General features: G+C 66.1%; 20 protein-coding genes. 4 read left to right on the forward strand and 16 right to left on the reverse strand.

The window, feature by feature from the left end; translation table 11 throughout:
* From RBA41_RS14415 to RBA41_RS14450, 8 genes are all read right to left on the reverse strand, one after another.
* A complete protein-coding gene (locus tag RBA41_RS14415; RefSeq protein ID WP_306624713.1) occupies positions 1-864 on the reverse strand; it encodes a carbohydrate ABC transporter permease in 864 nt (287 codons plus the stop codon).
* The gene (locus RBA41_RS14420; RefSeq protein ID WP_306624714.1) at positions 861-1739 is read right to left on the reverse strand and encodes a carbohydrate ABC transporter permease; all 879 of its coding nucleotides are present in this window, start codon (positions 1737-1739) and stop codon (positions 861-863) included. The genes RBA41_RS14415 and RBA41_RS14420 overlap by 4 nt, the downstream gene beginning before the upstream one ends.
* A 3-nt stretch (positions 1740-1742) precedes the next feature.
* On the reverse strand, positions 1743-2990 hold the full coding sequence (locus RBA41_RS14425) for an ABC transporter substrate-binding protein (protein WP_306624715.1): 1248 nt from the start codon (positions 2988-2990) through the stop codon (positions 1743-1745).
* A 285-nt stretch (positions 2991-3275) separates the two neighbouring features.
* Positions 3276-3800 (reverse strand): hypothetical protein, encoded by a 525-nt coding sequence (locus RBA41_RS14430; protein ID WP_306624716.1) that lies wholly within the window; start codon positions 3798-3800, stop codon positions 3276-3278.
* Between the two features lie 72 nt (positions 3801-3872).
* Complete coding sequence (yfcF, locus tag RBA41_RS14435) at positions 3873-4508, reverse strand: glutathione transferase (protein WP_306624717.1); 636 nt, start codon at positions 4506-4508, stop codon at positions 3873-3875.
* A gap of 78 nt (positions 4509-4586) precedes the next feature.
* The gene (locus RBA41_RS14440) at positions 4587-5459 is read right to left on the reverse strand and encodes an outer envelope protein (RefSeq protein WP_306624718.1); all 873 of its coding nucleotides are present in this window, start codon (positions 5457-5459) and stop codon (positions 4587-4589) included.
* Positions 5460-5500: 41 nt separating this feature from the next.
* On the reverse strand, positions 5501-7543 hold the full coding sequence (locus tag RBA41_RS14445; RefSeq protein ID WP_306624719.1) for a methyl-accepting chemotaxis protein: 2043 nt from the start codon (positions 7541-7543) through the stop codon (positions 5501-5503).
* A gap of 149 nt (positions 7544-7692) precedes the next feature.
* Positions 7693-8994, reverse strand: a complete 1302-nt coding sequence (locus RBA41_RS14450) for an NCS2 family permease (RefSeq protein ID WP_306624720.1) — start codon at positions 8992-8994, stop codon at positions 7693-7695.
* 262 nt (positions 8995-9256) lie between these two features.
* On the opposite strand from RBA41_RS14450, the gene RBA41_RS14455 reads away from it, so the two are divergent.
* Positions 9257-10405, forward strand: coding sequence for an ABC transporter substrate-binding protein (locus tag RBA41_RS14455; protein WP_306624721.1), 1149 nt, complete (start codon positions 9257-9259; stop codon positions 10403-10405).
* Between the two features lie 12 nt (positions 10406-10417).
* On the opposite strand, the gene RBA41_RS14460 is transcribed toward RBA41_RS14455, so the two are convergent.
* Complete coding sequence (locus RBA41_RS14460) at positions 10418-11047, reverse strand: glycoside hydrolase family 25 protein (protein ID WP_306624722.1); 630 nt, start codon at positions 11045-11047, stop codon at positions 10418-10420.
* Between the two features lie 536 nt (positions 11048-11583).
* Here RBA41_RS14460 and RBA41_RS14470 point away from each other — a divergent pair.
* Positions 11584-11715, forward strand: coding sequence for a hypothetical protein (locus tag RBA41_RS14470; RefSeq protein ID WP_306624723.1), 132 nt, complete (start codon positions 11584-11586; stop codon positions 11713-11715).
* A gap of 3 nt (positions 11716-11718) precedes the next feature.
* Here the strand turns inward: RBA41_RS14470 and RBA41_RS14475 are convergent, their stop codons facing one another.
* The 7 genes from RBA41_RS14475 to RBA41_RS14500 all read right to left on the reverse strand — a co-directional run bounded on the left by RBA41_RS14475 (position 11719) and on the right by RBA41_RS14500 (position 21376).
* On the reverse strand, positions 11719-12252 hold the full coding sequence (locus RBA41_RS14475) for a hypothetical protein (protein ID WP_306624725.1): 534 nt from the start codon (positions 12250-12252) through the stop codon (positions 11719-11721).
* A complete protein-coding gene (locus tag RBA41_RS14480; RefSeq protein ID WP_306624726.1) occupies positions 12249-13598 on the reverse strand; it encodes a peptidylprolyl isomerase in 1350 nt (449 codons plus the stop codon). The genes RBA41_RS14475 and RBA41_RS14480 overlap by 4 nt, the downstream gene beginning before the upstream one ends.
* Complete coding sequence (locus RBA41_RS14485; protein ID WP_306624727.1) at positions 13595-14617, reverse strand: phospholipase C/P1 nuclease family protein; 1023 nt, start codon at positions 14615-14617, stop codon at positions 13595-13597. The genes RBA41_RS14480 and RBA41_RS14485 overlap by 4 nt, the downstream gene beginning before the upstream one ends.
* 308 nt (positions 14618-14925) lie before the next feature.
* The gene (locus tag RBA41_RS14490) at positions 14926-15945 is read right to left on the reverse strand and encodes an Rpn family recombination-promoting nuclease/putative transposase (RefSeq protein WP_306624728.1); all 1020 of its coding nucleotides are present in this window, start codon (positions 15943-15945) and stop codon (positions 14926-14928) included.
* Positions 15836-16321 (reverse strand): immunity protein RhsI2 family protein, encoded by a 486-nt coding sequence (locus tag RBA41_RS33600; protein WP_510184551.1) that lies wholly within the window; start codon positions 16319-16321, stop codon positions 15836-15838. Before RBA41_RS33600 ends, RBA41_RS14490 begins: the two co-directional genes overlap by 110 nt.
* Before the next feature lie 83 nt (positions 16322-16404).
* The gene (locus tag RBA41_RS14495) at positions 16405-16875 is read right to left on the reverse strand and encodes a VOC family protein (RefSeq protein WP_306624730.1); all 471 of its coding nucleotides are present in this window, start codon (positions 16873-16875) and stop codon (positions 16405-16407) included.
* Positions 16853-21376: an RHS repeat domain-containing protein gene (locus RBA41_RS14500; protein WP_306624731.1), complete on the reverse strand. Its 4524-nt coding sequence runs from the start codon at positions 21374-21376 to the stop codon at positions 16853-16855. Before RBA41_RS14500 ends, RBA41_RS14495 begins: the two co-directional genes overlap by 23 nt.
* Before the next feature lie 249 nt (positions 21377-21625).
* Between RBA41_RS14500 and tssI the strand changes: the two genes are divergently transcribed.
* On the forward strand, positions 21626-24091 hold the full coding sequence (tssI, locus tag RBA41_RS14505) for a type VI secretion system tip protein TssI/VgrG (RefSeq protein ID WP_306624733.1): 2466 nt from the start codon (positions 21626-21628) through the stop codon (positions 24089-24091).
* Positions 24092-24097: 6 nt separating this feature from the next.
* The gene (locus RBA41_RS14510) at positions 24098-24997 is read left to right on the forward strand and encodes a DcrB-related protein (protein ID WP_306624734.1); all 900 of its coding nucleotides are present in this window, start codon (positions 24098-24100) and stop codon (positions 24995-24997) included.
* Positions 24998-25000: the final 3 nt, after the last annotated feature.

A 25000-nucleotide genomic window follows, 5' to 3' on the forward strand; every position in this document is an offset into this window, starting at 1 on the left:
TTACCCTTTTACCGCGCCGGCGGCGATTCCGCGCACGAACCAGCGCCCTGAGATGAAATAGATCGCCAGCGGCACCAGCGATGTGAGGATGGTGGCGGCCATGTTGACGTTGTACAGGCGCGTGCCGGTGGTGGTGTTGATCACGTTATTGAGCTGCACCGTCATCGGCGCGTTGTCGCGCCCTGCGAACACCAGTCCCAGGATGTAGTCGTTCCACACGCCGGTCACCTGCATGATCGCGGCCACCACGATGATCGGCAGCGACATCGGCAGCATCACGTGGATAAAGATGCGAAAGAAGCCGCCGCCGTCGATGCGCGCGGCCTGGAACAATTCGTGCGGAATGGCCGCGTAGTAGTTCCGGAACAGCAGCGTCATGACCGGCATGGCGAAGATCATGTGCACCAGCACGATGCCCGCCAGGGACCCGAACAGGCCGAAGGCGGCCAGCACCCGCACCAGCGGATAGATCATCACCTGCAGCGGAATGAAGGCGCCCACCATCAGGATCCCGAACAGCAGTGACGCGCCGCGCGGCTTCCAGAACGACAGCGCGTAGCCGTTCAGGGCCCCGATCAGGATCGGCAGGATGGTGCTCGGCACGGTGATCGCCACCGAATTCCAGAAGCCGCCGCGGATGCCTTCGCACGAGGCGCCGGTGCAGGCGCCGCTCCAGGCGTCGCGCCAGGGTTCGAGCGTGATCTGCAGCGGCAGCGCGAAGATGTTCCCGAGCCGGATTTCCTCCATCGGCTTGACCGAGGTGACCAGCATCACGTACAGCGGCAGCAAAAAGAATAGCGCGGCGCTGATCAGGAAAGCGTAGATGCCGATGCGCGCCGGATTGAAGTACGAGCGCCGCTTCATGCGCGGCCCTTGCGGCTGCGCGCATAGGCGTACGGCGCCAGCATGGCCAGCACCGGCACCAGCAGCACCACCGCGCCGGCCGAGGCCAGGGCGATGTTGGCGCGGCCGAACAGGTGGTCCATGATGAACTTGGCCGGCACTTCGCTGGCGGTGCCGGGGCCGCCCTGGGTCATGGCGACGACCGCGTCGAACAGCTTGACCACCGCGGTCGAGAGCAGCAGCAGCACGGTGGCAATGGTCGGCCACATCATCGGCAGCACGATCGACAGGTACACGCGCCAGGTGGGAATGCCGTCGAGCCGCGCGGCCTTCCAGATTTCGCCGTCGATGCCGCGCAGGCCGGCCAGCATCATCGCCATCACCAGGCCGGACGCCTGCCACACGGTGGCGATGACGACCGTGTACATGACCATGTCCTGGTCGACGATCCAGTCGAACGAAAAGCCGGCGAACCCGAACTGGTGCGCCGCCTGCTCGATGCCGTTGCCGGGCGTGAGCATCCATTGCCACACCAGGCCCGTGGCCACGAACGACATCGCATACGGATATAAAAAGATCGTGCGCAGCACCCCTTCACCGGTCACATTCTGGTCGATGAACACAGCCAGCAGAAAGCCGATCACCAGGCAGGCGCCGATGAACAGCACGCCGTACAGCGCCAGGTTATGCAGCGACAGCAGCCAGCGTTCGTTCTCGAACAGGCGCGTGTACTGCGCCATGCCGACAAAGGTATCGGACGGGAAGCTGCGCGAATTGGTCAGCGAAATCCTGAGCGACCAGAGGACCGTGCCGAGATAGCCGACGATCACCGTCAGCGCCATCGGCAGCAGCGCGGCAAAGGGAATGACCTGGCGCAGCGGGTGGCGGATGCGCATCGGTCAGCCTTTCAGGGCGGCGGCGATATTCTTCTGCGCCTTTTCGACCGGCATGGCGGTGTTCCAGTACGCGGTCAGCACATCGACCAGCGCGCCGTTCTGGTCGGGCGTGAGGTACACCTCGCCGTTGCCGACGTGGCGCGTGCGGTCTTTCATCACCGCCAGCGCGGCCTGGGCGCAGGCGTCGAGCGCGGAGGCATCGAGGTCGGCGCGCACCGGCAGCGAGCCTTTGATCCGGTTGAAGGCGGCCACCGTTGCCGGCGCCACCATCACGCCGGCCAGCAGCTTCTGGGCCTTGATGGTGTCGGCGCTGGCGCTCTTGGGGAAGATGAAGGCGTCGCCCTGGATCAGGAACGGTGCCCGCGCGCCGAAGCCGGTGATGCAGCCGTATTGATTGCCGGCGGTGAGTCTGGCGGCATTCAATTCGCCCTTGACCCAGTCGCCCATGATCTGCACGCCGGCCTTGCCGTTCACCAGCAGCGCGGTGGCGTCGTTCCAGTTGCGCCCGGGCGAGCCGGGATCGACGTAGGATTTGAGGCGCTTGAACGCCAGCAGCACCTGCCTGAACGGCTCGGACGCGATCGCGCGCGGGTCGCGCTCGCGAAATACGCTCAGGTACAGGTCCTTGCCGCCCACATTGGCCAGCACCGCCATGAAAACGATATTCTCCTGCCACGACTGGCCGCCGTGCGCCAGCCCGATCAAGCCGGCGGCTTTGAGCTTGTCGAGCGCGGCGAACAGTTCGTCCATCGTGGCCGGCTCTTTGGCGATGCCGGCTTTCTTGAAGGCGGCCCTGGAATACCAGATCCAGGTCGGCATGTGCACGTTCAGCGGCACCGCGTAGTAATGGCCCTTGACCTTGATGACGTCGCGGATCGGGGCCGGCAGGGTCGTGTCCCAGCGCTCTTTGGCCGCAATGTCGTCGACGTGATTGAGCATGCCCTGTTCGACCAGGTCGAGGAACTGCATGGAGGCGTTGAACTGGGCGGCGGCGGGAGGATTGCCGCCGACGATGCGGTTGACCGCCACCGCGCGTGCCTGCTCGTTGCCGGCGACGGCGGTATCGATCCAGGCCCCGCCGGCGGCGCGGTAGGCGTCGGCGATGGTCTTGACGGCGGCCGATTCGCCGCCCGAGGTCCACCAGTGAATCACCTCCGCCTTTGGCCGTTCGGCTTGAGGTCCGACCGCTTGCGCCGTGGCGCAGCCAAGCGCCAGCGCTGCCGCCAGCGCCAGCTTGTGTGCTCTGTGCATCCTGTCTCCTTGTGTGCGGATCTGTGTCCGCTCGCCGGGGCAACGTCGGATTGGAAACGTTACCATCGCAAGCACACGAATATAACACCCATCGATTTTAGGTGTCAACGAGTTAACAGCGCGCCATGGCGTGGCCCGGGATGCGGCATGAACCATCGTGACAAGATGGCGCGGCAGCCGCCGGCAGCGGCGCTCGATGAGCGGCAGGATCAGATACGGACGGTGAAAATCACCGCTATTTTGTTAACGTTTCACAACAGCCGGCCGGGAAAACCGGCCGCGCCGCTAGCGGAATGTGGGTCCGGCGGAATGGATGATGTCGCGCCAGGACGAACGCGCAGCCGGCGGCGTGCCCGGCACCATCTGCGGCACCGTGACCGTATCCTGCACAGCCTCGGCATCGCGCAAGGGCAGCGGCAGCGCGGGAGCGGCCGACTGCGCTGGCGGTACAGGTGCTGGCGCAGCGGCGGGTGCGGGTGCGGGTGCGGGTGCGGGTGCGGGTGCGGGTGCGGGTGCGGGTGCGGGTGCGGGAGCAGCTGCAGGCGCGGCCACGGGTGCGGGAGCGGCGGCAGGCGCGCGTACGGCCGGCGCTACAGGCGTTGCCGGCAGCGTGGTGTACGCCTCGTCGCTGACCCCGGAGCGCACCATGCCGCGCCGGTACGGGGTCGTGAGGACGCGTCCCGTCACGTCGAGCGGCACGCCGCCCGAGGCCAGGTAAATTGCGGCTTGGTGAACCGATACGGTGTCCTTGAGAAGGATTGCCTTCTCCACCGTCGCGGCCATTGCATGATTCTTGCGTCGCTCTTCCATTGCTGCTCCCTTTCGGCAACAATATACAGCCCGATGGAATTCAGCGCAATCCTTGCCTCCGAGTTCCCCGGGTCAGCCCCCTGCCTGGCCGCGCGGCTTGGCCACCCACTGGCGCACGCTGTCGCGCTGCCACTGCGCCGCGGCATAGGCCTTGAGGCGTTCCGGCACCGGATCGCCGTTCAATATCAGCCGGTTGAGCACCAGCGCCAGTTCGCTGTCGGCGATGCACCACTCGCCGAACAGGTGCTCGCCCGTCACCAGACGCTCGGCGATGCCGATCAGGCGCTCGGCCGCGGCTTGCCCGGCCGCCGTCAGCGGCGTGGCCGTCGGCGCGCAAAACACCACGTCGGTGGTGCGCTCGGCGCGCAGGGCCATCAGGTCGCTGCGCAGCCAGGCCAGGACCTGGCGCGCGCGCGCGCGCTGCGCCAGCCCGGCCGGCAGCACCGCGCGCCAGGCCGGTGGCGGAAAGGCTTCTTCCAGATACTCGACGATGGCGCTCGACTCGGCCAGCACCAGCTCGCCATGCACCAGCAGAGGAACGCGTCCGGTCAGGCCCAGGTCGCGAAAGCGCGCCTGATGCTGCTCGCCCTTCTCCAGGTCGACCGTGTGCAAGGTGAACGGCAATTGCTTCTCGGTCAGGGTCTGGAACACCGACAGCGCCCACGGACTGGTGAAACGGCTATCGACGTACAGGATCAACTCTTGCATGGTGGGCTCCGGTGGGCAAAAAGTAAGACAACGAGCCAACCATGTTATAGCAAAAAATGCAAGATTGCTGCCGCCCCCTCAGAAGTGGTAGGCCACGCGCACCATCGGCGTTTTGGCGCGGTAGCCCTGCCCGCCCGTGATCGCCGACGTGTTGCCGAATTTATTGTTCCAATACTGGTATTCGAGGCCCACGCGGAAGGTGCGCTTCTTGTAGCCCATGGCCGCGCCGGCGTCGAACATGAGCTGCATGTCGATGTTGGTTTCGGCGCCGGTATCGGCCCCGGTTTCGTTCTTGCCCTTGGAAGCGATGAAGTTGGCGAAGCCCTCGAAGGCCCACAGCGTGCCGAGCGGGATGCCCCAGCTGGCCGTGAGCATCGGATGCAGGTCGTAGGTGTAGCGTCCGCGCACGTTGGAGATGGGCGGAAAGGCGCCGCTCGGCGCATTGCTCTCGTGTAGCAGCAAGATGCTGGTCGACAGAAAGCCCGGCACATCCCACATCAGGGTCGGGCCGGCCACCAGCATCCGCTTGCGCGAGTTGTAGCCGACATCGTTCTTGGTGTTCCAGTCGAAGCCGAGCGTCACGCCGGCCGCGCTGACCGGGCCGAATTTGATGGGGGCGCCGCGCAGCTTGCCGATGTCGAGCGTGTGGCGGTACACCACGTAGGCTTCCTGGGCGCCGTCGGTCTGGTTCAGCGATGCCGGGTCCTTGCTGTCGGAAACGAGCATGTCGACATTGAAGAAATTGCTGCCGTACTGGTAGCCGCTGGCGTGCGTCAGCGCGAAAATGTGCTTGCCGACGTACTCGCGGTTGAACGGTTCGCGATAGCGCTCGCCGGTGCGCCAGCTGATCGCCGTGTCGCTCCATTCGGCCGCCTGGACGGCGCCGCCGGCCAGGCTGGCCGTGGCAAGGATGCAGGCCGCGGGCAGGCGGCGCAGGATGGTTGCGTTCATGATGCTCCCGTGATTGAAAGTCGAAGACAAATGGGCGGCGTTCAGAATTCTTCCCAATCGTCGCCCGCGGCCGGGGCGACGCTGTTGCCCGCCGCCTTGCCGCCGGGCTTGCCGGCCGGTTTGCCGGCCGGCCGTGGCGCCGGCGCGCGCGCCACGCTGCGGGTGGCGGGCACGGGCCGGATTGGCGCGGCACGCGCGGCCGGCGGCGTGGCGCTCTCGTCGAGCTTGAACACGCTGACCACGCTGGCCAGGTTGGCGGCCTGGTCCTGCAGCGACTTGGCCGCCGCGGCCGCTTCTTCCACCAGCGCCGCGTTCTGCTGGGTGGCGTCGTCCATGGCGCTGATCGAATGGTTGATCTGGCCGATGCCCTGGCTCTGCTCGAAACTGGCGGCGGCGATTTCACTCATCAGGTCGGCCACCTGCTGCACCGAGGTGACGATCTGGTGCATGGTCACGCCGGCTTCGTCGACCAGGCGGCTGCCGGCGTCGACCTTCTGCACGGAGTCGTCGATCAGGGTCTTGATTTCGCGCGCGGCACTGGCCGAGCGCTGCGCCAGGTTGCGCACTTCGCTGGCGACGACGGCAAAGCCGCGGCCCTGCTCGCCGGCCCGGGCCGCTTCCACGGCCGCGTTCAGGGCCAGGATGTTGGTCTGGAAGGCGATGCCGTCGATGACGCCGATAATGTCGACGATCTTGCGCGAACTGTCGGTAATCGATCCCATCGTGCTGACCACCTGCCCCACCACTTCGCCTCCCTTGACGGCATGGGTCGAGGCGGACACGACCAGCTGATTGGCCTGGCTGGCGTTCTCGGCGTTCTGCTTCACGGTCGAGGTCATCTGTTCCATGGCGGCGGCGGTTTCTTCCAGGCTCGATGCCTGCGCTTCGGTGCGTCCCGACAGGTCCATATTGCCGGCCGCAATTTCGCTCGATGCGGCGGCGATGGTTTCGGTGCTGCCGCGCACCTGGCTGATGGTCAGGTTGAGCGAGGACACGAAGCGGTTGAAGGCTTCGGCCAGTTCGCCCACCTCGTCGCTGCTTTCGACCGGCATGCGGCGGGTCAGGTCGCCATTGCCGCCGGCGATATCGCTCAGCATGTGGGCGGCGCGCGCCACCGGGCCGGCGATCGCCCGGCTGATCAGGAAAATCCCGAACAGGCCGATGCCGCCGCCGATCAGTGCCGCCACCAGGGCCGAGACGGTGGCGTCGCGCGCCACATTGCCCAGCACTTCGGCTTCCGGCACTTCGGCCACCACATACATGTTCAGGTCTGCCACAAAGGACGACACCACCATCCGCCGCGCTGCCCCGAGGTCGGTTTCGGCGTGGGTGAATCTGGCGCCGCTGAGCAGCGTCTTGCTCAGCGCTTCATCGTAGCCCGGCAAATCCTTGAGGTAATGCTTGCCGTCGGCCAGCGCCGGGTCGCGGTGCACCAGCACCAGGCCATTGGCGCGCACCAGCGACACGAAGCCGGACTGGCCGATGCGGTAGGCGCGGATGGTATCGGCCAGCGACGTCACCGACAGGCCCAGGCCGGCCACGCCGAGCTTGCCGCCGGCGGCCTCGGCACGGGTATTGATGAACAGCATGAATTCGTTGGACCCGACTTCCTTGTCCAGGTCCAGGGTATAGGGTTTGCCGCTGGCCAGGAAACCGTAAAACCACTGATCGGTGCCGGCGGCCTTGGCCAGGGTGCGGCTCAAGCCCTGGTCGGTCATGTACTTGCCGGTCGACTCGGAAATCCAGAACACGGTGGCGGCCTTGTTCCTGGCCTTGATCTGGCCGGCGTAGGCTTTCCAGGCTTCCATGCCGGTGTCCGGCAAGCCCTCCGCCTCCCACGCCTGCACGTAGCTATTGTTGGCCAGCGCCAGCGAGGTCGCCAGCGGCACGGCGATCTGGCGCAGCACGTCGTTGCGGATCTCGCCGATCACCGATGGCAGTTCCTGCTCGACCACCCGTTCGCGGATGCCGCGCCCGGTCATGATGATGCTCAGGGTGGAAGAGATCGCCACAAACAGCAGCAAACAGGCTGCCATGCTCAACATCAATTTCTTTTGGATCGAGAGGTGGCGTAACAGCGTCAAGGCGGTGTCCTTTCCGGTGACAGGGAGTCACAAAGTAAGACCATATTCCTTTCTAGCTTGCGTCAGGTCAAGACCAAACGTATTGGAGCGTGCTAACGCCCTCCCGAAGTGTTGCGTGCCTGTCGCAAGCTGGACAAACACGCAAGGTTTCAGCCGGCGCCGAGGTAGATAAATTTGAACAGGAACGCCCCCGCGATCACCCACACCGCCGCCTTGACCTCGCGCGCGCGCCCGGTCATCAGCTTGAGCACGGCATAGGAGATGAAACCGAAAGCCACCCCCATCGCAATCGAATAGGTAAACGGCATCGTCAGCGCGGCGATCGCGGCCGGCACGCTCTCGGTGGTGTCGTTCCAGTCGATCTCGCCCAGTTCGCGCAGCATCAGGCAAGCCACGTACAGCAGCGCCGGAGCGGTGGCGTAGGCCGGCACCACCGACGCCAGCGGCGAGAGGAACAGGCAGCCGAGGAACAGGATCGCCACCGCCACCGCGGTCAGGCCGGTGCGCCCGCCGGCCTGGACCCCGGCCGCGCTTTCGATGTAGGCCGTGGTGCTCGACGTGCCCAGGGTGGCGCCGGCCACGATGGCGCAGCTGTCGGCCATCAGGGCCTTGTTCAGGCGCGCCATCTTGCCGTTGACCAGGAGGCCGGCGCGGCTGGCCACGCCCATCAGGGTGCCGGTGGCGTCGAACAGTTCCACCAGGAAGAACACCAGCACCACGTTCAGGATGCCGACCGACAGCGCGCCCATGATGTCGAGCTTGAACAGGGTCGGCGCCAGCGATGGCGGGGCCGACACCAGGCCCATGAATTTGTTACCCGCGAAGAAAAAGCTGAGCACGGTGACCAGCAGGATGCCGATCAGGATCGCCCCTTTGACCTTGAGCTTGTCGAGCGCGACGATAACGAAAAAGCCGGTGATCCCCAGCAGGGCCGGTGCGGCGTGCAGGTCGCCCACGCCGAGCAGGGTGGCCTCATTGCCCACCACGATGCCGGCATTGCGCAGCGCGATCAGGCCGAGGAACAGGCCGATCCCCACCGTGATGGCGACCCGGATCGAGTGCGGAATGCCGTTGACGATGATTTCGCGCAGGCGAAACAGGCTCACCAGCAAAAACAGGCAGCCGGAAAGGAAGACCGCGCCCAGCGCCACCTCCCACGACAAGCCCATCTGCTTGACCACGACGTAGGCGAAGTAGGCATTCAAGCCCATCCCGGGCGCGAGCGCGATCGGATAATTGGCGTACAAGCCCATGATCAGGCTGCCGAGGGCGGCGGCCAGGCAGGTGGCGACGAACACGGCGTCCTTGGGCATGCCGGCGTCGCCGAGGATCGAGGGGTTGACGAAAATGATGTAGGCCATCGTCAGGAAGGTGGTCAGCCCGGCCAGCAGCTCGGTGCGGACATCGGTTCCGTTTTCCTTGAGTTTGAAATGGTTTTCAAGTAACGACAAGATGGTCTCTCCTGGTGAATATGCATGGGGAATGGAAACAGCCGGGGTGCCGTCTGCGACCGTATCCTACCTGCTCGCCGCTGAACCGCATGAGTTGTGCATAAGCGCTATCTATTCCGGCATATGGCTGGCGCAAATACAACAGTTAACTGTTGCAGTACCGCAAATTTACCTTAAACTAAAGCGCCCTTGCCAGAAACCCTATCAGTTTGCTTAACATCAGCAGTTTGCCTCTCACAGACCAGAAGGAAAAGGACTACGCATGAAACTAAGCCATATTGCATTCGCAGCGGTCACGCTGTGCCTCGGCAGCGCCACGTTTGCGGCCGAGACCATCAAGATCGGCGCCATGCTGCCGCTGACGGGCGGTTCCGCGCCGCTCGGTCTGGCAGTGCGCGACGGCCAGCGTCTGGCGGTCGCGCAGATCAATGCCCGTGGCGGCGTGATGGGACGCAATCTGGAACTGGTCGAGGTCAACGACGAAAGCAAGCCGGAAAACGCGGCGGCAAACATGAAAGCCCTGCTGTCGAAGGGCGTGGTGGCCTGCTCCTGCGGCGTGAACACGGGCGTGGTGCTGGCCTACCAGCCGGTGATGCAGGCGGCCAAGCTGCCCAACGTGGTCCCGGCATCGGCCGGCACCAAGCTGACCAAGGCGTTCGCCAACGCGCCCGAAGGCAACTTCACCTTCCGCGTGCAGGCCTCCGATACGCTGCAGGCGCAGATGATGGTCGACTATGCGATCAAGAAGGGCTACAAGAAAATCGCGCTGCTGCACGACACCACGCCGTACGGCACGGGCGGGCACGACGACATGGTCAAGCAGCTGCTCACGCACGACGTCAAGGCGGTCGCGGTGGGCAGCTTCAAGCTCGGCGACACCGATATGTCGGCCCAGCTGGCCAAGGCCAGGGAAGCCGGCGCCCAAGTGCTGCTGCTGTACGGCATCGGCACCGAGCAGGGCCATGTTGCCGCCACCGGCGCCAAGCTGGGCATGCCCCTGCCGATCATCGGATCGTGGACCAACGCCACCGAATCGTTCCTCAACGTGGCCGGCGCCCACGCCGAAGGGGCGATCTCGCCGCAAACCTTCGTCGAAGGCGCCCACTCGGCGGCGGGACGCGAATTCGAGGCAGCCTACCGCGCCGCATACAAGCGCCCGCGCATGAACAATCCGACCGCCGTGGCCGGCGGGCACGACTCGATCCTGCTGCTGGCCGCCGCCATCCGCCAGGCCAACAGCACCGACGGCACCAAGATCAAGGCTGCGCTGGAAAGGCTGAGCCTCCCGGTGCCGGGCGCGATCGCGACCTATAACAAGCCGTTCTCGGAAGACGACCACGAAGGCATCAACCTGAGCAGCGCCCTGATGGCGATCTGGAAAAAAGGCGCGGTGGTACGCGCCCCGCTGTAAGCGCTCGGCCGCTCAGGACGCGGGCCTGGCCAGTTGCGCCAGCGCCTGCGCGTCGCCGTTGAAGAGATCGAGGTCGACCGCGCCGGCAATGCCGTCGAGCTTGCCGGTTTGCGAGTGCTGCCAGATCGCGTAGCTGGTCACGCCCTGCGGCAGGACCGGCGCGGCGGCGCTGGTGTACTCGGCGATCCAGAGCGGATACGCGGCCAGCGCCGCGCAGCCGGCCAGGTTGCTGTTCCAGAAACCGCGCGAGGAATAAATCAGCGGGGTGCACGACAAGCTCTCGCGCACCTGCACCAGCCAGGCCAGCGCACAGCTGTCGATGGCCGCCGCCTGCATGCCGCAGGCCGTCTCCACGTCGAGCATGGGCGGCAGGTCGCCCGCCTGCGGGCTGCCCAGCAGGCTCAGGAAATGGCGCGCCTGCGCCGTTCCATCCACGTCCGCATGCAGGAAGTGATAGGCGCCGCGCGCGATGCCGGCCGCGCGCATGGCTGCATAATTGGCACTGAAACAGGGATCGCTGACGCTGTTGCCTTCGCTGGCCTTGGCGTAGGCAAACACGACCTCCTGCTGCGCGACTTTGGCCCAGTCGATCGTGCCCTGGAAATGCGAGACGTCGATTCCCTTCAAGAACGTATTGCTCATGGTGCGTTTCCTTCCTGCGGCCGCGAGCGGCCCGCTTGGTGAGATGGCTTGAACAGTCCAGGGTACGGCAGGCACTAGCGGCAAGGCGAGGCTTTCCTCTCGCGCCCGAGCCTGCCAGATTAGCATGTCCGGCACTGGCGCAAGCGTGTACGTCAAGAGCGCGCGAGCGCGGTCAACACAAACATTGAGCTGGCTCAAGCCCAACACCGAAGGTCCCAACGAAGCGCCGGCGCCACCCTCTTACATGGACCGCCAGCGCCAACCGGACCGCCAGCATGCCGAGAACCACGCCCTACCCCTCGCCGAGCCTGCACAACCCGCGGGCGCGGCGGCGCCGGCGGCGACTATCACTTCCTGCAGCGCGCCTACGGCAAGCCGCTCTCCTTCCTGTTTGCCTGGGCCCGCTTTTCCGTGATCGCCACCGGATCGATCGCCCTGCTCGGCTTCGTGTTCGGCGACTACCTGAACCAGCTGCTGCCGCTGGGGCGCGCCGGGCCGGCCTGCTACGCGGCGGCGGCCATCGTCGTGCTGTCGACATGGGAAGCGAATGGCCGCCCGAGAAAACCGAGCGCGTCGACGGCAGCACCATCTACGTCTGGACCATCAGCGATGCCCACAAGCGCGCGGTCGGCGGCCAGGCAGCGGCGCCCGTGCCCAGCCGGCCGTAAAGCTCAGTTGCGCGGCAGTTGCGCGGGGTTGACGATCTCGTGGCGCAGCTGTTCCAGGCGGCGGATCTTCTCTTCCACCCTGGCGATCTGCGCCGCCGGAATGCCGGCCGCGCGGGCGCGCTCGACATCGGCCTGCAAGCGCGGCACTTCAAGCTGGGCGGCGTTGGCGAAGGCGGCCAGGACGCGCGCATCCTGGCCCGCCTGGTAGGCCTGGTATGCGCGCGGATCGGCCAGCTGGGCGGCGCTCGGGCCGGTGCCGGCCGCCGTCGACGGGGCCAGTGGCGGCGTGCGCGCGTCGCCATGTCGGCGCGCATCGGCCATGCTTTCCGCTGCGGGCACGGGCGCGGCGCGCGGCACCTCGCCGAACCACCCGGCTCCCGCCGACTGGGCGTCCCGCGCTGCCTGCGGCGGGGCCGCGACGGACGGCACGCCCGCGCTATCGGCCAGCGGCGCGGCCGGCGCTGCGGCGTGCGGGCGCGCCAGCCAGGATGCGCCGGCGGCCACCACCAGCGCGGCGACCAGGGCGCCGGCCTTCATGCCGGCCCCGCTGACGCCGTGCCGGCCGCAATGATGTCGATGCGCGCCTTGCGCAGCAATTGCGCGCGCAGCGCCGCCAGTTGCGCCGCCGCCATCTCGCGCGCCAGCGCCCGGCTGGCCACGTAGCGCACCGATTCGGAATCGGCCTCCTGGTAGCCCAGCACGCGCTGCTCGACCAGCACGATTTCCCACGGGGCCTGTGCGTCCGGTGGGGCCGGGGTGCGCACCGGCGCCGAAGCCTTGCCTTCGGCCTGGGCGAATACCAGTTGCGCCAGCCAGCCCGGGCGGCCTTCGTGGCGCACCCAGCCGAGCGCGCCGCCGGCCGCCGCGCTCGGTGCGACCGAATGGCGCCGTGCCAGGGTGGCGAAATCGGCGCCCGCGGCCAGCGCGGCCGACACTGTCCGCGCCGTCGCTTCGTCAGGCAGGCGGATATGGCGCGCCCGCACCCGTTCGATGCGCACGAAGTCATCGCGGTGGCGCTGGTACCAGTCGCGCACCTGGGCCGGGCTGACCTGGCTGGCAAGCTGGTCGAGCAAGCGGCTGCCGGCATGCTGGTCGTCGCCCATGCCATGCAGGCGCAGCATGGCTTGCACATCGCCCTGGTCGGCCAGCACCCGGCGCAGGTCGGCCACGGCGTCGGCGCCGAAGCGGCGCCGGCTCCAGTCCAGCACGTACCTCGCCGCCACCTGCACCCTGGCTTGCTGCTGCATGAAGTCGCGTTCGCGCGCGAACAGCGCCACCCGGCCCTGCACGTTCTGGCGCCGGTACACGTCACCCAGGGTGATGCTGCCATCGCCGCCGTGCGGCAGCGCGAAACGCAGCAGCACCAGCTTGTCCGCCTGCGCCAGTTGCGCGATATCGAGATTGAGATCGAGCTGCAGCACGCCGGGCTTGCCGAATACGCCATCGAGCGCGGCCTCGCTCACCGCTTGCGGGTGCAGCAGGCTGTCCAGGCCAGCGCCGGGCAGCCGGCGCAGGTCCTGCTCCATCTCCGCGCCGTACTGAGCGCGCAGGGTGCTCACCAGCTGGTCGTCGATACCGACATCGCGCGCGAAGCCGACCCGCTGCCCGCTCGACAGGACCGCCTCGCCGAAGCGCTTGCGCGCCGCGTCGGCCAGCAGGCGGTTGGCGATCAGCGCGTCGAGCGTGGCGCTGCGCCTGGCGGTTGGGTCGGCGGCGCGCGCGATGCGCCAGCTGGTCTCGACGCTGAACGCGAGCAGCGGCGCGCCGTCGATGCGCGCGGCGGCCGTGCCCTGCCCACCCAGGCCGTTCGCCGCTGCGGCAGGCCAGGCGCAGGCCAGCCAGACGGCGCCGGCCAGCGCGCGCAGGGTGCGTGCCGGGTTCAAATCGCCAGGCGCTCGGCGGCGCGGTTGAGCACGTGCACGACCATCGCGATCGCATGCGGCACCATGGCGCGCGCCACCGCGCGGCGGTCGGCATGGTCGGTCGAGGACAGCACGATGCCGCCGTTGGCATACGAATAGCTGCCGCCCTGGGTCAGCAGCGCGCGGATATCGGTGGCGCCGGGCGCCAGCGGCGTAAAGCTGGCCACGGCGCTGCGCACCAGCGCGGCATCGTTCAACTGCTCGCGCTCGTAGTAATCGCCGACCCACTGCTCCCAGCCCGAGTGGCCATTGCCCGAGGTGCCCCAGGTGTGGTGCGGCTGGACCACGTCGGTCGTGTGCAGCACGAAGCCGAGCGACTGCGCGGTCGGACGCGCCAGGAATTGCTGCCACCAGTACTGGCCGAGGTTGTCGATCGGCTGGAATGGCATGGTTTCAAAATCGGCGTACTGCTTGCTGGTGGAGGTGCCGCCGAAGCGGTAGTTGGCCTCGGTCACGCCGAAGCTGTTGTACTTGCTGCTGTCGCCGAACCAGCCTTTGAGGCCGCCGGCGCCATCGTCGAGATAGTCGCCTACCAGCCAGCCGGCGGCCAGCTTGTCGATATCGCCGCGATTGCTCAGCTTGGCGTAGTTGTAGCCGCCGAAGGCGTTGCCGTGCACATCGCGTCCGCCGCTGTGGTTCTGGAAGTGCCAGTACGAGGTGTAGTTGGCCAGCGAGGAACCCAGGCCCCACACCGGCGCCATCTGGCAGCTGCCGGTGGTGGCGCCGCACAGGTAGGTGTCGGCGAAGTCGTCGACGTCGTAGGCGCCCTGGCCCACCGCCTGGGCGAACTGATCCATCGTGTAGCCGGCCCTGGCGACGCCGGCGGCCAGTTTGGCGTAGTTGGTGGTGGACGGGTTGTTCTTCATGAAGGTGATCGCATCAAGGACGATGCGGCGGTGCGTTTCTTGTTGCCATGCTTTGGCAGGTGTGCTGGCAAACAGGGCCAGCGCGAGGCTGGTGGCGAGCAGTCCGGGTTTCATCGTTACTCCAGGTTGACTCCACGGGTGCGACGACCGCGTGGATGATTTGCGAAGGAAGAAATGTAAAAATGTAACGATGAAATGTGACGATGCCATGACTGTGGCGGGGCAGGCTCATGCGCATTTTTCAGTTGACAGGCCGGTGAAAGGCAGGTTGTTGGTGAACGGCGGCGTTCACATGCACGACAGCGGATTGCTCGCGCCTGTTCACCGGTCACGGTCACGCCGGAACGCATCCCGCGCCCGGAGACGGGGAGCAAGCGATACGAAGCCGGATGTCACGCCGGCGGAAAAGATGAGTGAGGTGTCTAGATGGACGCCGCACCGTCGTCAAACACCGCCTGCAAGCTGGCGGCGTTTAGGCTGCGCTGGAACCACTGTTCAAGCTCAGCCTGGGTTGCCTGGCCGATGCGCTGCGTTGCCGAAACCGGCAAATCGCCGAACCTGTTGCGTAACAGGCTGTCCAGCACCGCGCGTAGTGCGATGACCTGCCCTTCCACTTTACCTTCGGCCTTACCTTCCGCCTTTCCTTGCGCACACCCCTTTTGAAAGCCGAGTTCCTCGAACTCCTCGGCCCAGGTGTCAAGTTTACCTTTCATGTCAGCACCCTCCTCCACACTGTCAACCATGAATAATTCCGGTTTGCCGGTTCGGCGTGCCAGCAGACCATGTACCCACACCTGGACCGAGCGCCGGAGGTTGGCCTGGGGAGCTTCCTTGAACCATGTCACTAGCGCAGGCAAGACGTTATTTGAGACATCGGGGCCGACTGAAAGTTCAAACCGGAACAGCAGCGCCAGCAAGCTGGCATTCGCTTCCAGCGCCGCCTTGTCCAGGCGCTGCTGGTCGATCAGCACATAGCGCTGGGATGGCTGGAACGCCGCCAGCTCGGCGGGCGCTTGCATGAGGAGCCCGGCCAGCTCCATGCTGGCGCTCCAGTGCGGCAAGCCGTTGTAGAACACCAGCGGCAGTACCGGCGGCAACAGCAAGCCCGGCGACAATTCGTGGCCCTTGACCAGGTCCTGGTACAGCAAGCCGATGTAGGTCTGCATGCGCAGCGCCATCCAGCGGTCCACGCCGGACTGGCATTCCAGGAGGATGTACACGTAAAGAAACTCGTCGCCCAGCCGCACGCGCCAGACAATATCGTCCTGGCGGGCCGACAAGCGCTCGCTTACATACGCCGGATTGACGCGCTCGAAGGCCGACAGCGCAACGTCATCGAGCAACGTGAAGGAAGTAAACTCCGTGATCAGTTCGCGCACCAGTTCCGGGTGGGCGAACAGCGAACGGTATCCGAGGTCGTGAGGGGCGTGAGAGGCGGGCATGGCGCATTGTAGCGAGCGCCCCTGCCCTGCCTTTGCGCTGGCTCAGGCGCGCGCGGCGAACGATTTCAACATGCGTCGCATCTTCAAATGTTTCAGCGTCATGCCGGATTGAGCGAGACTGCCACTTCCAGCGCGGCCCTGGAATAATTGACACCGCCGTCGGCGCCGGCTGGTGCTTCATCTCGTCGAGCGCATGCAGGATATCGGCGCGATGGCCGACCTGGAACAGCGTGAGATCGGCGCGCCTATTCACGTAAATCGCCTCGCCCCGGACCACGCCTTCCGGCGTCACCAGGTCGATCGTATTGTTCACCGTCTCATTCTGTCCCCTGATGTACACCCGGCTGATCAGGCCCGACACCAGCCGGCACGCCATCGCCTTCTCCCTCTCTCAACGTGGCGATCGCCAAACGTGCCTTCCTGGCTATCGATAACCGTCCCGCCCGCGGGCCTGCCGATCTACGGGGCGATGCGATCTTCGAACAGCATGAACTGGTTCTGCGAAGGATCTTCAATCAGAAAGCTTTTCCCACCGGGCCATTCAAATACAGCAAGCTTGCCGTCCTGATCGGGCACCAGGCGGGCGCCGCTGCTGAAAACGGTCTGTTGCAGGCGTTGAAACTCGGCGTCGCAGTTTTCCACGCTCATGCCGAACAGCGGCGAACCCGAGGTTTTCTGCGCGCGCTCGCTGATCTGCAGGCAGACGCCGGGATTGTTAATCGCACGCAGCAGAAAGTCGTTCATGCCATAGTCCGCGGCAATCTCGAACAAGCCAAGTTCTTCCACATAAAACTTGATGGCGAGCGGCGCCGACGCGACCTTCAGAAAAATATCCGTTCTCATTTCATCCTTCACAACGATCAGCTTGACGACGACACCGCCGCAACGACACCTCGGCAACGACACCTCAGCAACGGCAGACCCGGGCACGCATCTCGGCAACGGTCTCGCCGTTTCCGAATTTTTTCAAGGTGGTTTTCGCGGCCTTCGCTTCCGCCAGGGCTTCCTGCTCGGCCAGATAGAAGCGGCTCGGCGTCGCCCGTCCGTCCGGCCCGATATCGACCACTTTGTATCCTTGCCGGATTTTCTCCGCCAGCCACTCCTTATTCCACTGCACCGTCTTTTCGAAGTCGCTCGCGGCCATGCCGGGAGTGAGTCTACCGCCCCGCCATTGATTTTTGGGGAACATCATGCTTTCCGCGGCGTAGCCCTGCTGTTTCAGCAGGCGCGCAGCCTCGTCGACGGCCCCCTGGCCTTCGCCGATGACGACGATCGGCGTGCCCGATAAACCCGCGGGATCGATCCAGGTCACCGGATTGGGCGCATATTGGTAGGTGTTGAAACCACCCGCCAGCCCGATCGGGTCTTGCGATACGAAACGGCCGATGTCCGGATCGTAATAGCGGAAGCGGTTGTAGTGCAGTCCCGTCTCCGCTTCGTGGTATTGCCCCTGAAACCGGATCGGCTGCGCTTGCTCCAGCGCGCCGGCCAGCGCATCGGCGGCCGGCGCCGCCATGTCCACGGTCAGCACATTGCCCCACGCGCGGTAACTTCCCGACCAGCTCAGGTTGCCGCCGGCATCGGTCAATTCGCGCGGCGTTCCGAGATGGTCGGTGTGCAGATAATGGAGTTGGCCGCGCAAGGGCGACTCTTGTGCCTCGGCACTGCCGCCGCTGTCAATCTGTGCCAGCGGAACGAAGGACGCCGGTTCGTAAAGATAGGTACGCGTATGGCTGGCGCGTGTCTCGCACAGCAAGCGGTTGCCGTCCCAGGCAAAGCGGGTGAGGCCGAAGCTGTCGCGCTTGGCGATCCTGCGGCCGAACGGATCGTAGACATACTTCACCGTCTGCACGGCCGGCGCCGCGTCGCCGGCGTTGCGCGTGACCACCGCCTTGACCAGCTGATGCGCCGCATTCCATTCGAAGCGCATGCGCGTATGGCGCCCGACCAGCTTCTCGCTCAGGTTGCCATGGGCGTCGTAGTCGTAGCGCTTGTCCTCGAACACGCGCACCCGGTTGCCCTCGATGCGGCCCGCGCCGGCGCTGCGCTCATCGAGCAGATTGTGCGCCGGATCGAACGCAAAGCGCTCATCGGACAGCGGCTGCAGCGCCGCCAGAATGCGCCCGAGCACGTCGTAGCTGTACGTCGTGCGCCCGTTGCGCCGGTCGTCGATCGCCAGCAGATTGCCGCTTTCGTCATAGTCGTACCTGCGCGCGATGAGCGCATCGGCCCCTTCGCCCGCGCCGATCGGCCCCGCCACCTGCGACAGCATCCGCCCCATCGGATCGTAGCGGAACTGGCTGGCCAGCGCGCCTTGCGTACGGCTGACCGCCCGGTGCAGCTGGTCGCGCTCGATGTCGGTGATCACCTCGCCATCGATATTGATCTGGTGCAGGTGGCCCGAACCATAGAACAGGTTGTTGAGCACGCGCCCGTCCGGCAGCACCGTCTGGATCCGGTTGCCCAGTTCATCGTAGGCGTGCCGCAAGACGGTCGACTCGGCGCCGGCCTGGGTCTGCTCGGCCACCAGCTGCCCCAGGGCGTCGTATTGCATCGCCACCTCGGCGTCGGCGTTGATGGCGCGGACCATCCTGCCGGCATCGTCGTAGGCGAAGCGCAAGCGCAATTGCTCCGCCTGCGCTTCGCCGGTGGTGCGCGAGATGATCTGGTCGACCAGCTGGCCGGCGCGGTCGCGCAGATAGCTGGTGTCGATGCGCGTGAACTCGGTGCGCGCACCGCTGCCGTGCTCTTCCTTCGCCACCAGCAGCCCGCTGGCGTCGTAGCGGTAGCGCGTCAGGCGCGCATCGAAGCCGGTCTCCTCGGACAGGCGGTCGAGCGCGTCATAGACGAAACGGTGCGCATCGCCATTTTCATTGATCAATTCCGCCATCCGCCGCGCCGCGTCGTAGCGGTACTCCAGCACGCCGCCGCGCGCATCGATGCGCTTGAGCGGCTTGCCGTCGCTGTCGAGCACGTAACTGGTGCGATGCCCGGCGGGATCGATGCGCGCCAGCAAGCGGCCCAGCGCGTCGTATTCGTAACGCTCGGTGGAACCGTCCGCCTGCACCACTGCCAGCAAGCGTCCCAGCGGGTCGTACGAATACGCCGTCGCATTGCCCTGGGCATCGGTGGTGCGCAACAGCTTGCCGTTGCCGTCGTAGCTGAAGCGCGTGGTATTGCCCGAACAATCGGTGTAGGCCGTCAGTTGCGCGGCGCGATTGTAGGCCAGCCGCTTGACCCCGCCGGCCGGGTCAAGCACCCTGACCGGCAAACCGTGCTCGTCGTACTGGTAGGAGGTGAGCCGGCCGAGCGCATCGGTCACGCTGACCAGGTTGCCGCGCTCGTCGTAGCGCAGCGCCGTGCTTGCCCCGAGCGCATCGGTGATCAGGGCCGGCTTGTCGACGCTTGCATCGTAGACGATGCCGGTTCCCTTGCCGTCGCGTTCCACCCGCACCACGCGTCCGCGCCCGTCGTAGCGGTAGCCGATCGCGCGCCCTCCCGGGTCGGTAATGGCGAGCAGCCGGCCGTTGCCGTCGAGGCGGCGCTCGGTGACGCCGCCGATCGCGTCGACATGGCCGATGAACTCGCCATCGGCATCGAAACGGTAGCGCTGCTCGCGCCCGAGGTGATCGGTCACGACCGTTTCCCGCGCCAGGTAGCGGAAGTCCCACGACATGCCGTTATTGGTCCAGTTGCGCACCACCCTGGCTTGCGCCCTGGCGTCCGGGCCGTCGTGGTCGTATTCATAGCGCGACACCAGACCGCCCGGCTGGGCGTGCTCGATCATCAGGCCGTTGCGGTAGGCGAAGCGGCGCGTCACCTGGTCCAGGCGATTGCGCACCTCGGCCAGGTTGCCGTCGGCATCGTAGGCGTAGCTGGCCAGCACATCGACCTGCTCGCCGGCCTCGGGCAGCAGGCTGATGGCGGAGAGGCGCGGCGCACCGCGATGCTCGCCGAACTCCAGCAAAAAGACCCGGCCGGCGCTGTCTTCAATACGCTCCGGCAGTTGCCGCTGGTTGTAACCGATGCCGAGCTTGTTGCCGTTGGCGTCGACCAGCCCGACCAGCCGCGCGATCTCGCTCGCCGTTGCCGCAATCAAGAACTGGCGGCGCAACCCCTCCTCGTCGATCAGTTCAAAGCTGCGTTCGCCGGTGCGGGACAAGGTGATTTTTTCGGACAGCGAGTAGATCGCGTCGCCCACCTGCGGCAGCGAAAACGTGACCTCGCGCTGCCAGGCGTCAAGCACAACGACCTGGCCGCCGCCGACTTGCAAGGCATCGGAAATGGGCGTGCTCCACCCCGCGCCCAGCCATCCGGCCCCGGTCCGAGTCTGACCCTGCGCCGAATCGTAGCTGCGCTGCCAGACCAGCGCCAGCGCCGCCGGCAGCGCGAAGTCCAGATCGAGCTCGCCGGCCAGGATCTTGCTGCCGGAGAGCGGATTGACGGGGTTGGCCACCAGCAGGCAGGCCGGACAAGGCCGGCGCGCCTTGCCTTCGTTCCCGGGCGTTGGCTTGGCCGCCGGCTTGGCCGGCTCGGCGGGCTTCACGGGCTCGGCTGCCGGCCTGGCCTTGCCGGCGCCCGTCTTGGCCGCCGACGCCGCTTCGCCCTCGGCTGCCGCGATGCGCGGCTGCAGCGCCGGATGCTTCATCAGCTTGGCCTGGTTGGCCGCCACCCAGTCGGCGAATGCCGGTCCGAGCTTGCTGCTGCCCAGTTCCTTCATCAGCAGCGACTTGCTGGCCTGCCCGCGCGACAGGTACAGCACGATCGCGGCCAGGATCGCCTTAACCAGCAGCAACTTGCCCTGCGCGAACGATTCGCTGGCCTGACGCAGCTGGGCCGCGTACTGGCCCTTGGCGCTGTCCGGCAACTCGCCGGCGTGCCAGGCGGTGGCGAAGCCTTCGGCCATCTTGCCGCACATCGTGGGAATGGTTTCGCCGATATATAACACCAGGCTGCCCAGGCCCATCCACACCAGGATTTCGCCGCCGATCTGGGCCCCGAGGGCGGCGCCGCCGATCGCGCCCGGCACCGCGCCGGCGCCGCCCGCAAACGCCCCGGCCACGCCGCCCACGGTGCCGCCCAGGACCGCGCCGCCGCCCACGTACAGCACCACTTCCTTGACCACCGTCCACAGCACGCCCCAGATCTGCGAGAAATCGAGGCCTTCGAGCTGGGTCTTGAGCAATTCGTGGAAGCGGCGCTCGGCGCCATCGATGGCCAGCCCGACCGCCACCGTGCTGCGCACCGCCCCGACCCGCATGGCCGCCCGTTCCAGCGAGTCGACCGAATCGGCCACCCGGTGCGACCAGCGCTGCAGGCGCTGGTCGATGTCGTGGCGCACCTGTTCGCCGGCGCTGTCGTAGGCGCGCCCCACATCCTTGAGGGCGCGCTGGAAATCGAAAAAATGGTTGGGGGAATCAGGAGATGACATACGCGGCGAACTTTCTGGCGTCGATGCAACGCGGTAGGTTAGTGCGGTTCAATAACTCTAAATGGACGAGCCTGCTTATGATAGTATATACACAATCTTTTATGCATTCATAGTTTCAGACTCCGGCAAGACCAGGGAATGTGCGCCGCATCTCGCGCGCAGCCCCATGAAAACCATTCGTGGCCATACTGCCGTTCGCGGCGGTTCTGGTGCTGTTCAACGTGATTATTTTGTGCGCGCGAGCTCCCGATGACATTCCAACCTGTAGACAAATCCCCCGCCCTTGCCGGTATTGCCGGCGCGAGCCCGTCCGACCTGGCCACCCCGCTGGCCGCCGGCAAGCTGGCCACCAGCGTGGCCGGCATGGCCGGGGCCGATCCTACCGCCCTAGCGGTCGGCAAGACCGCACTCGATACGGCCGCGGCCGTGCAGGCCGGCGGTGGCGTCGAGGCGCTGGCGGGAGGTGGGGTCGCCATCGCCGCCCAGGCCAGTCCGGAGGTAGCCAAGGCGCTGGCCGTGGCCGGCCAGGCGCAAGCGGTGGCCGGCCAGGCGAAAGCCCTGGCCGATGTCGCCGGCAGCAAGCTGGCATCGGCGCCGTCCTCACTGACGCAGGCGGTGCCGGCGGCCGTGGCCGCCCCCGCGCAACTGGTCATCGCCGAGCACCCGCTGGCCGGGCAGGCGGTCAACGACTTCGCCACCCCGGAATCGCTGTTCATGCCCGCGCCGATCGACCCCTCGCGCGCGGCGCCGCCCAGCGCCGATCCGGCTGGCGCGGCCAGCGCCGGCGCGGCCGGCGGGGGCGGCGCCGCCAACTTCGTCGACGGCACGCGCCTGCTGCGTTTCTATTCGCCGCTGCAGGGCAGCAAGGCCCTGCTGATCGAATCGATGAGCGGCGTGACCTCGCTGTCGGAACAATACGTGTTCCAGCTCAACCTGCTGTCGAAAAATGCCTCGATCGATCTCAAGGATCTGATGGGCAAGAACGTCAGCGTCGGCGTCCAGCAAGCCGATGGCAGCGAGCATTTCATCAACGGTTACGTCAATTCCTTCGGTTTCACGCACTCGGACGGCGGCTTTGCCTTTTATCACGCCGAAATCGTGCCCTGGTTCACCTACCTGAAGCGGCGCGTGAACTCGCGCATCTTCCAGGACGAGACCGTGCTCGGCGTGCTCGACAAGATTTTCAAGGGCGATTACAGCGGCCTGGCCACCTACGAAGTTCGCACCAGCCAGACCTACAAGCCGGAAAACTACATCGTCCAGTACGATGAGACGGACGAGCATTTCACCAGCCGGCTGATGGAAAAGTACGGCCTGTTCTACTACTTCGAGCACAGCGCCTCCGGCCACATCATGGTCATCAGCGACGACTCGCGCAACAGCAGCTTTTGCCCGCCGCAAAAGAAGCATGCCGAGGTCACCTTCAACGGCGGCAACCGCACCCAGGACAAGGATAGCGTGACGGCGTTCACGGCCGAGCGCATGCTGCAGTCGACCAAGCTGGCCCTGAACACCTTCGACTTCAAGGCGCCCAACAGCATGCAGTACGTGGAGCAGCCGACCGTCTCGGTGCAGGGCGACGTGCCGTCGATGGAAATCTACGACGGCAATCCGGCCTTTTCGTACAAGAACAAGGACGACGGCAAGCGCGAGGCGCGCCAGCGCATGGAAGTGCTGGAATGGCAGGCCAAGATTTTCCACGGCGCCTCGGATTGCCGCGGCCTGATCGCCGGCCACACCCTGAAACTGCTGGAACACCACTGGTTCGACGCGGCCGACGGTACCGACAACGATTTCCTGGTGCTGTCGGTGCAGTACAACGCGCGCAATAACTACTTCCAGCGCGGCATGAGCGACGTGTACCGGAATACCTTCAGCGCGATCCGGCGCAAGATTCCGTACCGGCCGCGCCGCGCGCACCGTCCGCCGCAAATGCCCGGGCCGCAGACGGCCACCGTGGTCGGCCCGAAAGGCACCGAGATCCACACCGACGAATTCGGCCGCATCAAGGTCCAGTTCCACTGGGACCGCTACGGCCGCCGCGACGAGCGCAGCTCGTGCTGGATCCGCGTGTCGCAGCCGTGGGCCGGCCAGGGCTGGGGCACCATTTCGATTCCGCGCATCGGCCAGGAAGTGATCATCGATTACCTCGAAGGCGATCCGGACCGCCCGGTCTGTACCGGCCGCCTGTTCAATGCCGACCAGCCGGTGCCGTACGCCCTGCCCGACGCGGCCCACATGATGGGCTTCAAGAGCCGCTCGACCCCGGGCGGCGGCGGCTTTTCGGAAATGGTGATCCACGATTCCAAGGGCAAGGAGCTGATCAATATCCATTCGCAGAAGGATATGGTCACCACGGTCCAGAACAAGCAGGACACGCTGGTCCATGGTCCATCCCAGACCAATACGGTGAGCACCGGTTTCCACGTCACCACCGTCAAGCAGCACATCGAGACGACCTCGGAAACGGCGCATATCCACCAGACCGCCAACAAGAACATCGAACTGACGGCCGAGACGGAGCACATCAAGCAAACCGCCAAGACCAACATCGAAGGCAAGGCCGAAACCGGGCATATCCACCTGACCGCCACCACCGACATTACCCTCGAAGTGGGCGCCAGCAAGATCATCATGAAGGCGGACGGCACCATTACCATCCAGGGGGTGCATGTGGACGTGATCGGCAGCAGCCGCATCGACCTGAACAAATAAGCAGACATGGACGACCAAGCAACCCGAGCCTATCACGCCAACGACCTCAGTTTCGACCTGCCCGCCGCGCTCAGGGACAAGACCATGCACATGTTCACGCTCAGCGACCAGGGCGCGAGCGAGTTCAGCCTGGTGATCTCGCATGCCGATACCCAGCCCGAGGAGGAGCTCGACGACTTCAGCTCGCGCCTGGTCCAGGAAATGGGGCGCGCCCTGCCCAAGTTCCAGCTCAGGCACAGCAAGGAGACGCTGCTCGACGGCGGGCCGGCGATCGACCTGGCCTATAGCTGGCGCAAGGATGGCATCTTCATGCACCAGCGCCAGGTGATCGCCCTGATGCGGGGCACGGCGCCCGACAGCACCCAGGCCATCATGATCGCCGCCACCTGCCTGGCAAGCTTCGGCGACGGCTGGAACGCCACCTTCGACCGCCTGCTGGCCAGCGTGCGCCTGCGCCGCCCCCTGGCGGCGGCCGGCGCGGACAGTGCCGCCAATGCGCCAGGCACGGCCACGGGACCGACCGCGCCCTTCATCTTCGCGCTGTCCGAACGGCGCCGCCTGCTCAATGTCTTCGCCGACCGCGACGAAGCTTGCCGCAAGACCGACGCGCGCGAAGTCGAACAGAATGCCTGGACTTTCTTCGATGCCGATGGCGAAGCCCTGCAAGCCCAGTTCGTGGTGCCCAATTCCGGCACCCTGTGGCGCAAGGCCGGCAGCTATCTGCTGGCACCGCCCGAAACGGCCGGCGCCACGCCGCTGGCGGACTGCCTGCCGCAGGGCGTGGTGCTGCAGGCGCTCGCGCCGGCCCTGCCGTTCGCCAGCATCGACGAGGTGCGCGCCTACTTGCTGGCGCGCGCCGGCGGCGACGGCGCGGCGCTGCCCGGTCCACCGAACAGGCACGGTTGAGCG

The organism is Massilia scottii (assembly GCF_030846495.1).
Classification (GTDB): domain Bacteria; phylum Pseudomonadota; class Gammaproteobacteria; order Burkholderiales; family Burkholderiaceae_D; genus Telluria_A; species Telluria_A violaceinigra.

What these genes read in the sequence shown, in the direction of transcription:
- RBA41_RS14425 (WP_306624715.1), bottom strand. Translation starts at nt 2,990, where the DNA reads ATGCACAGAGCACACAAGCTGGCGCTGGCGGCAGCGCTGGCGCTTGGC.
- tssI (WP_306624733.1), top strand. Translation starts at nt 21,626, where the DNA reads ATGACATTCCAACCTGTAGACAAATCCCCCGCCCTTGCCGGTATTGCC.
- RBA41_RS33600 (WP_510184551.1), bottom strand. Translation starts at nt 16,321, where the DNA reads ATGGCGTGCCGGCTGGTGTCGGGCCTGATCAGCCGGGTGTACATCAGG.
- RBA41_RS14460 (WP_306624722.1), bottom strand. Translation starts at nt 11,047, where the DNA reads ATGAGCAATACGTTCTTGAAGGGAATCGACGTCTCGCATTTCCAGGGC.
- RBA41_RS14440 (WP_306624718.1), bottom strand. Translation starts at nt 5,459, where the DNA reads ATGAACGCAACCATCCTGCGCCGCCTGCCCGCGGCCTGCATCCTTGCC.
- RBA41_RS14490 (WP_306624728.1), bottom strand. Translation starts at nt 15,945, where the DNA reads ATGCCCGCCTCTCACGCCCCTCACGACCTCGGATACCGTTCGCTGTTC.
- RBA41_RS14430 (WP_306624716.1), bottom strand. Translation starts at nt 3,800, where the DNA reads ATGGAAGAGCGACGCAAGAATCATGCAATGGCCGCGACGGTGGAGAAG.
- RBA41_RS14475 (WP_306624725.1), bottom strand. Translation starts at nt 12,252, where the DNA reads ATGAAGGCCGGCGCCCTGGTCGCCGCGCTGGTGGTGGCCGCCGGCGCA.
- RBA41_RS14510 (WP_306624734.1), top strand. Translation starts at nt 24,098, where the DNA reads ATGGACGACCAAGCAACCCGAGCCTATCACGCCAACGACCTCAGTTTC.
- RBA41_RS14485 (WP_306624727.1), bottom strand. Translation starts at nt 14,617, where the DNA reads ATGAAACCCGGACTGCTCGCCACCAGCCTCGCGCTGGCCCTGTTTGCC.
- RBA41_RS14415 (WP_306624713.1), bottom strand. Translation starts at nt 864, where the DNA reads ATGAAGCGGCGCTCGTACTTCAATCCGGCGCGCATCGGCATCTACGCT.
- RBA41_RS14455 (WP_306624721.1), top strand. Translation starts at nt 9,257, where the DNA reads ATGAAACTAAGCCATATTGCATTCGCAGCGGTCACGCTGTGCCTCGGC.
- RBA41_RS14500 (WP_306624731.1), bottom strand. Translation starts at nt 21,376, where the DNA reads ATGTCATCTCCTGATTCCCCCAACCATTTTTTCGATTTCCAGCGCGCC.
- yfcF (WP_306624717.1), bottom strand. Translation starts at nt 4,508, where the DNA reads ATGCAAGAGTTGATCCTGTACGTCGATAGCCGTTTCACCAGTCCGTGG.
- RBA41_RS14420 (WP_306624714.1), bottom strand. Translation starts at nt 1,739, where the DNA reads ATGCGCATCCGCCACCCGCTGCGCCAGGTCATTCCCTTTGCCGCGCTG.
- RBA41_RS14470 (WP_306624723.1), top strand. Translation starts at nt 11,584, where the DNA reads ATGGGAAGCGAATGGCCGCCCGAGAAAACCGAGCGCGTCGACGGCAGC.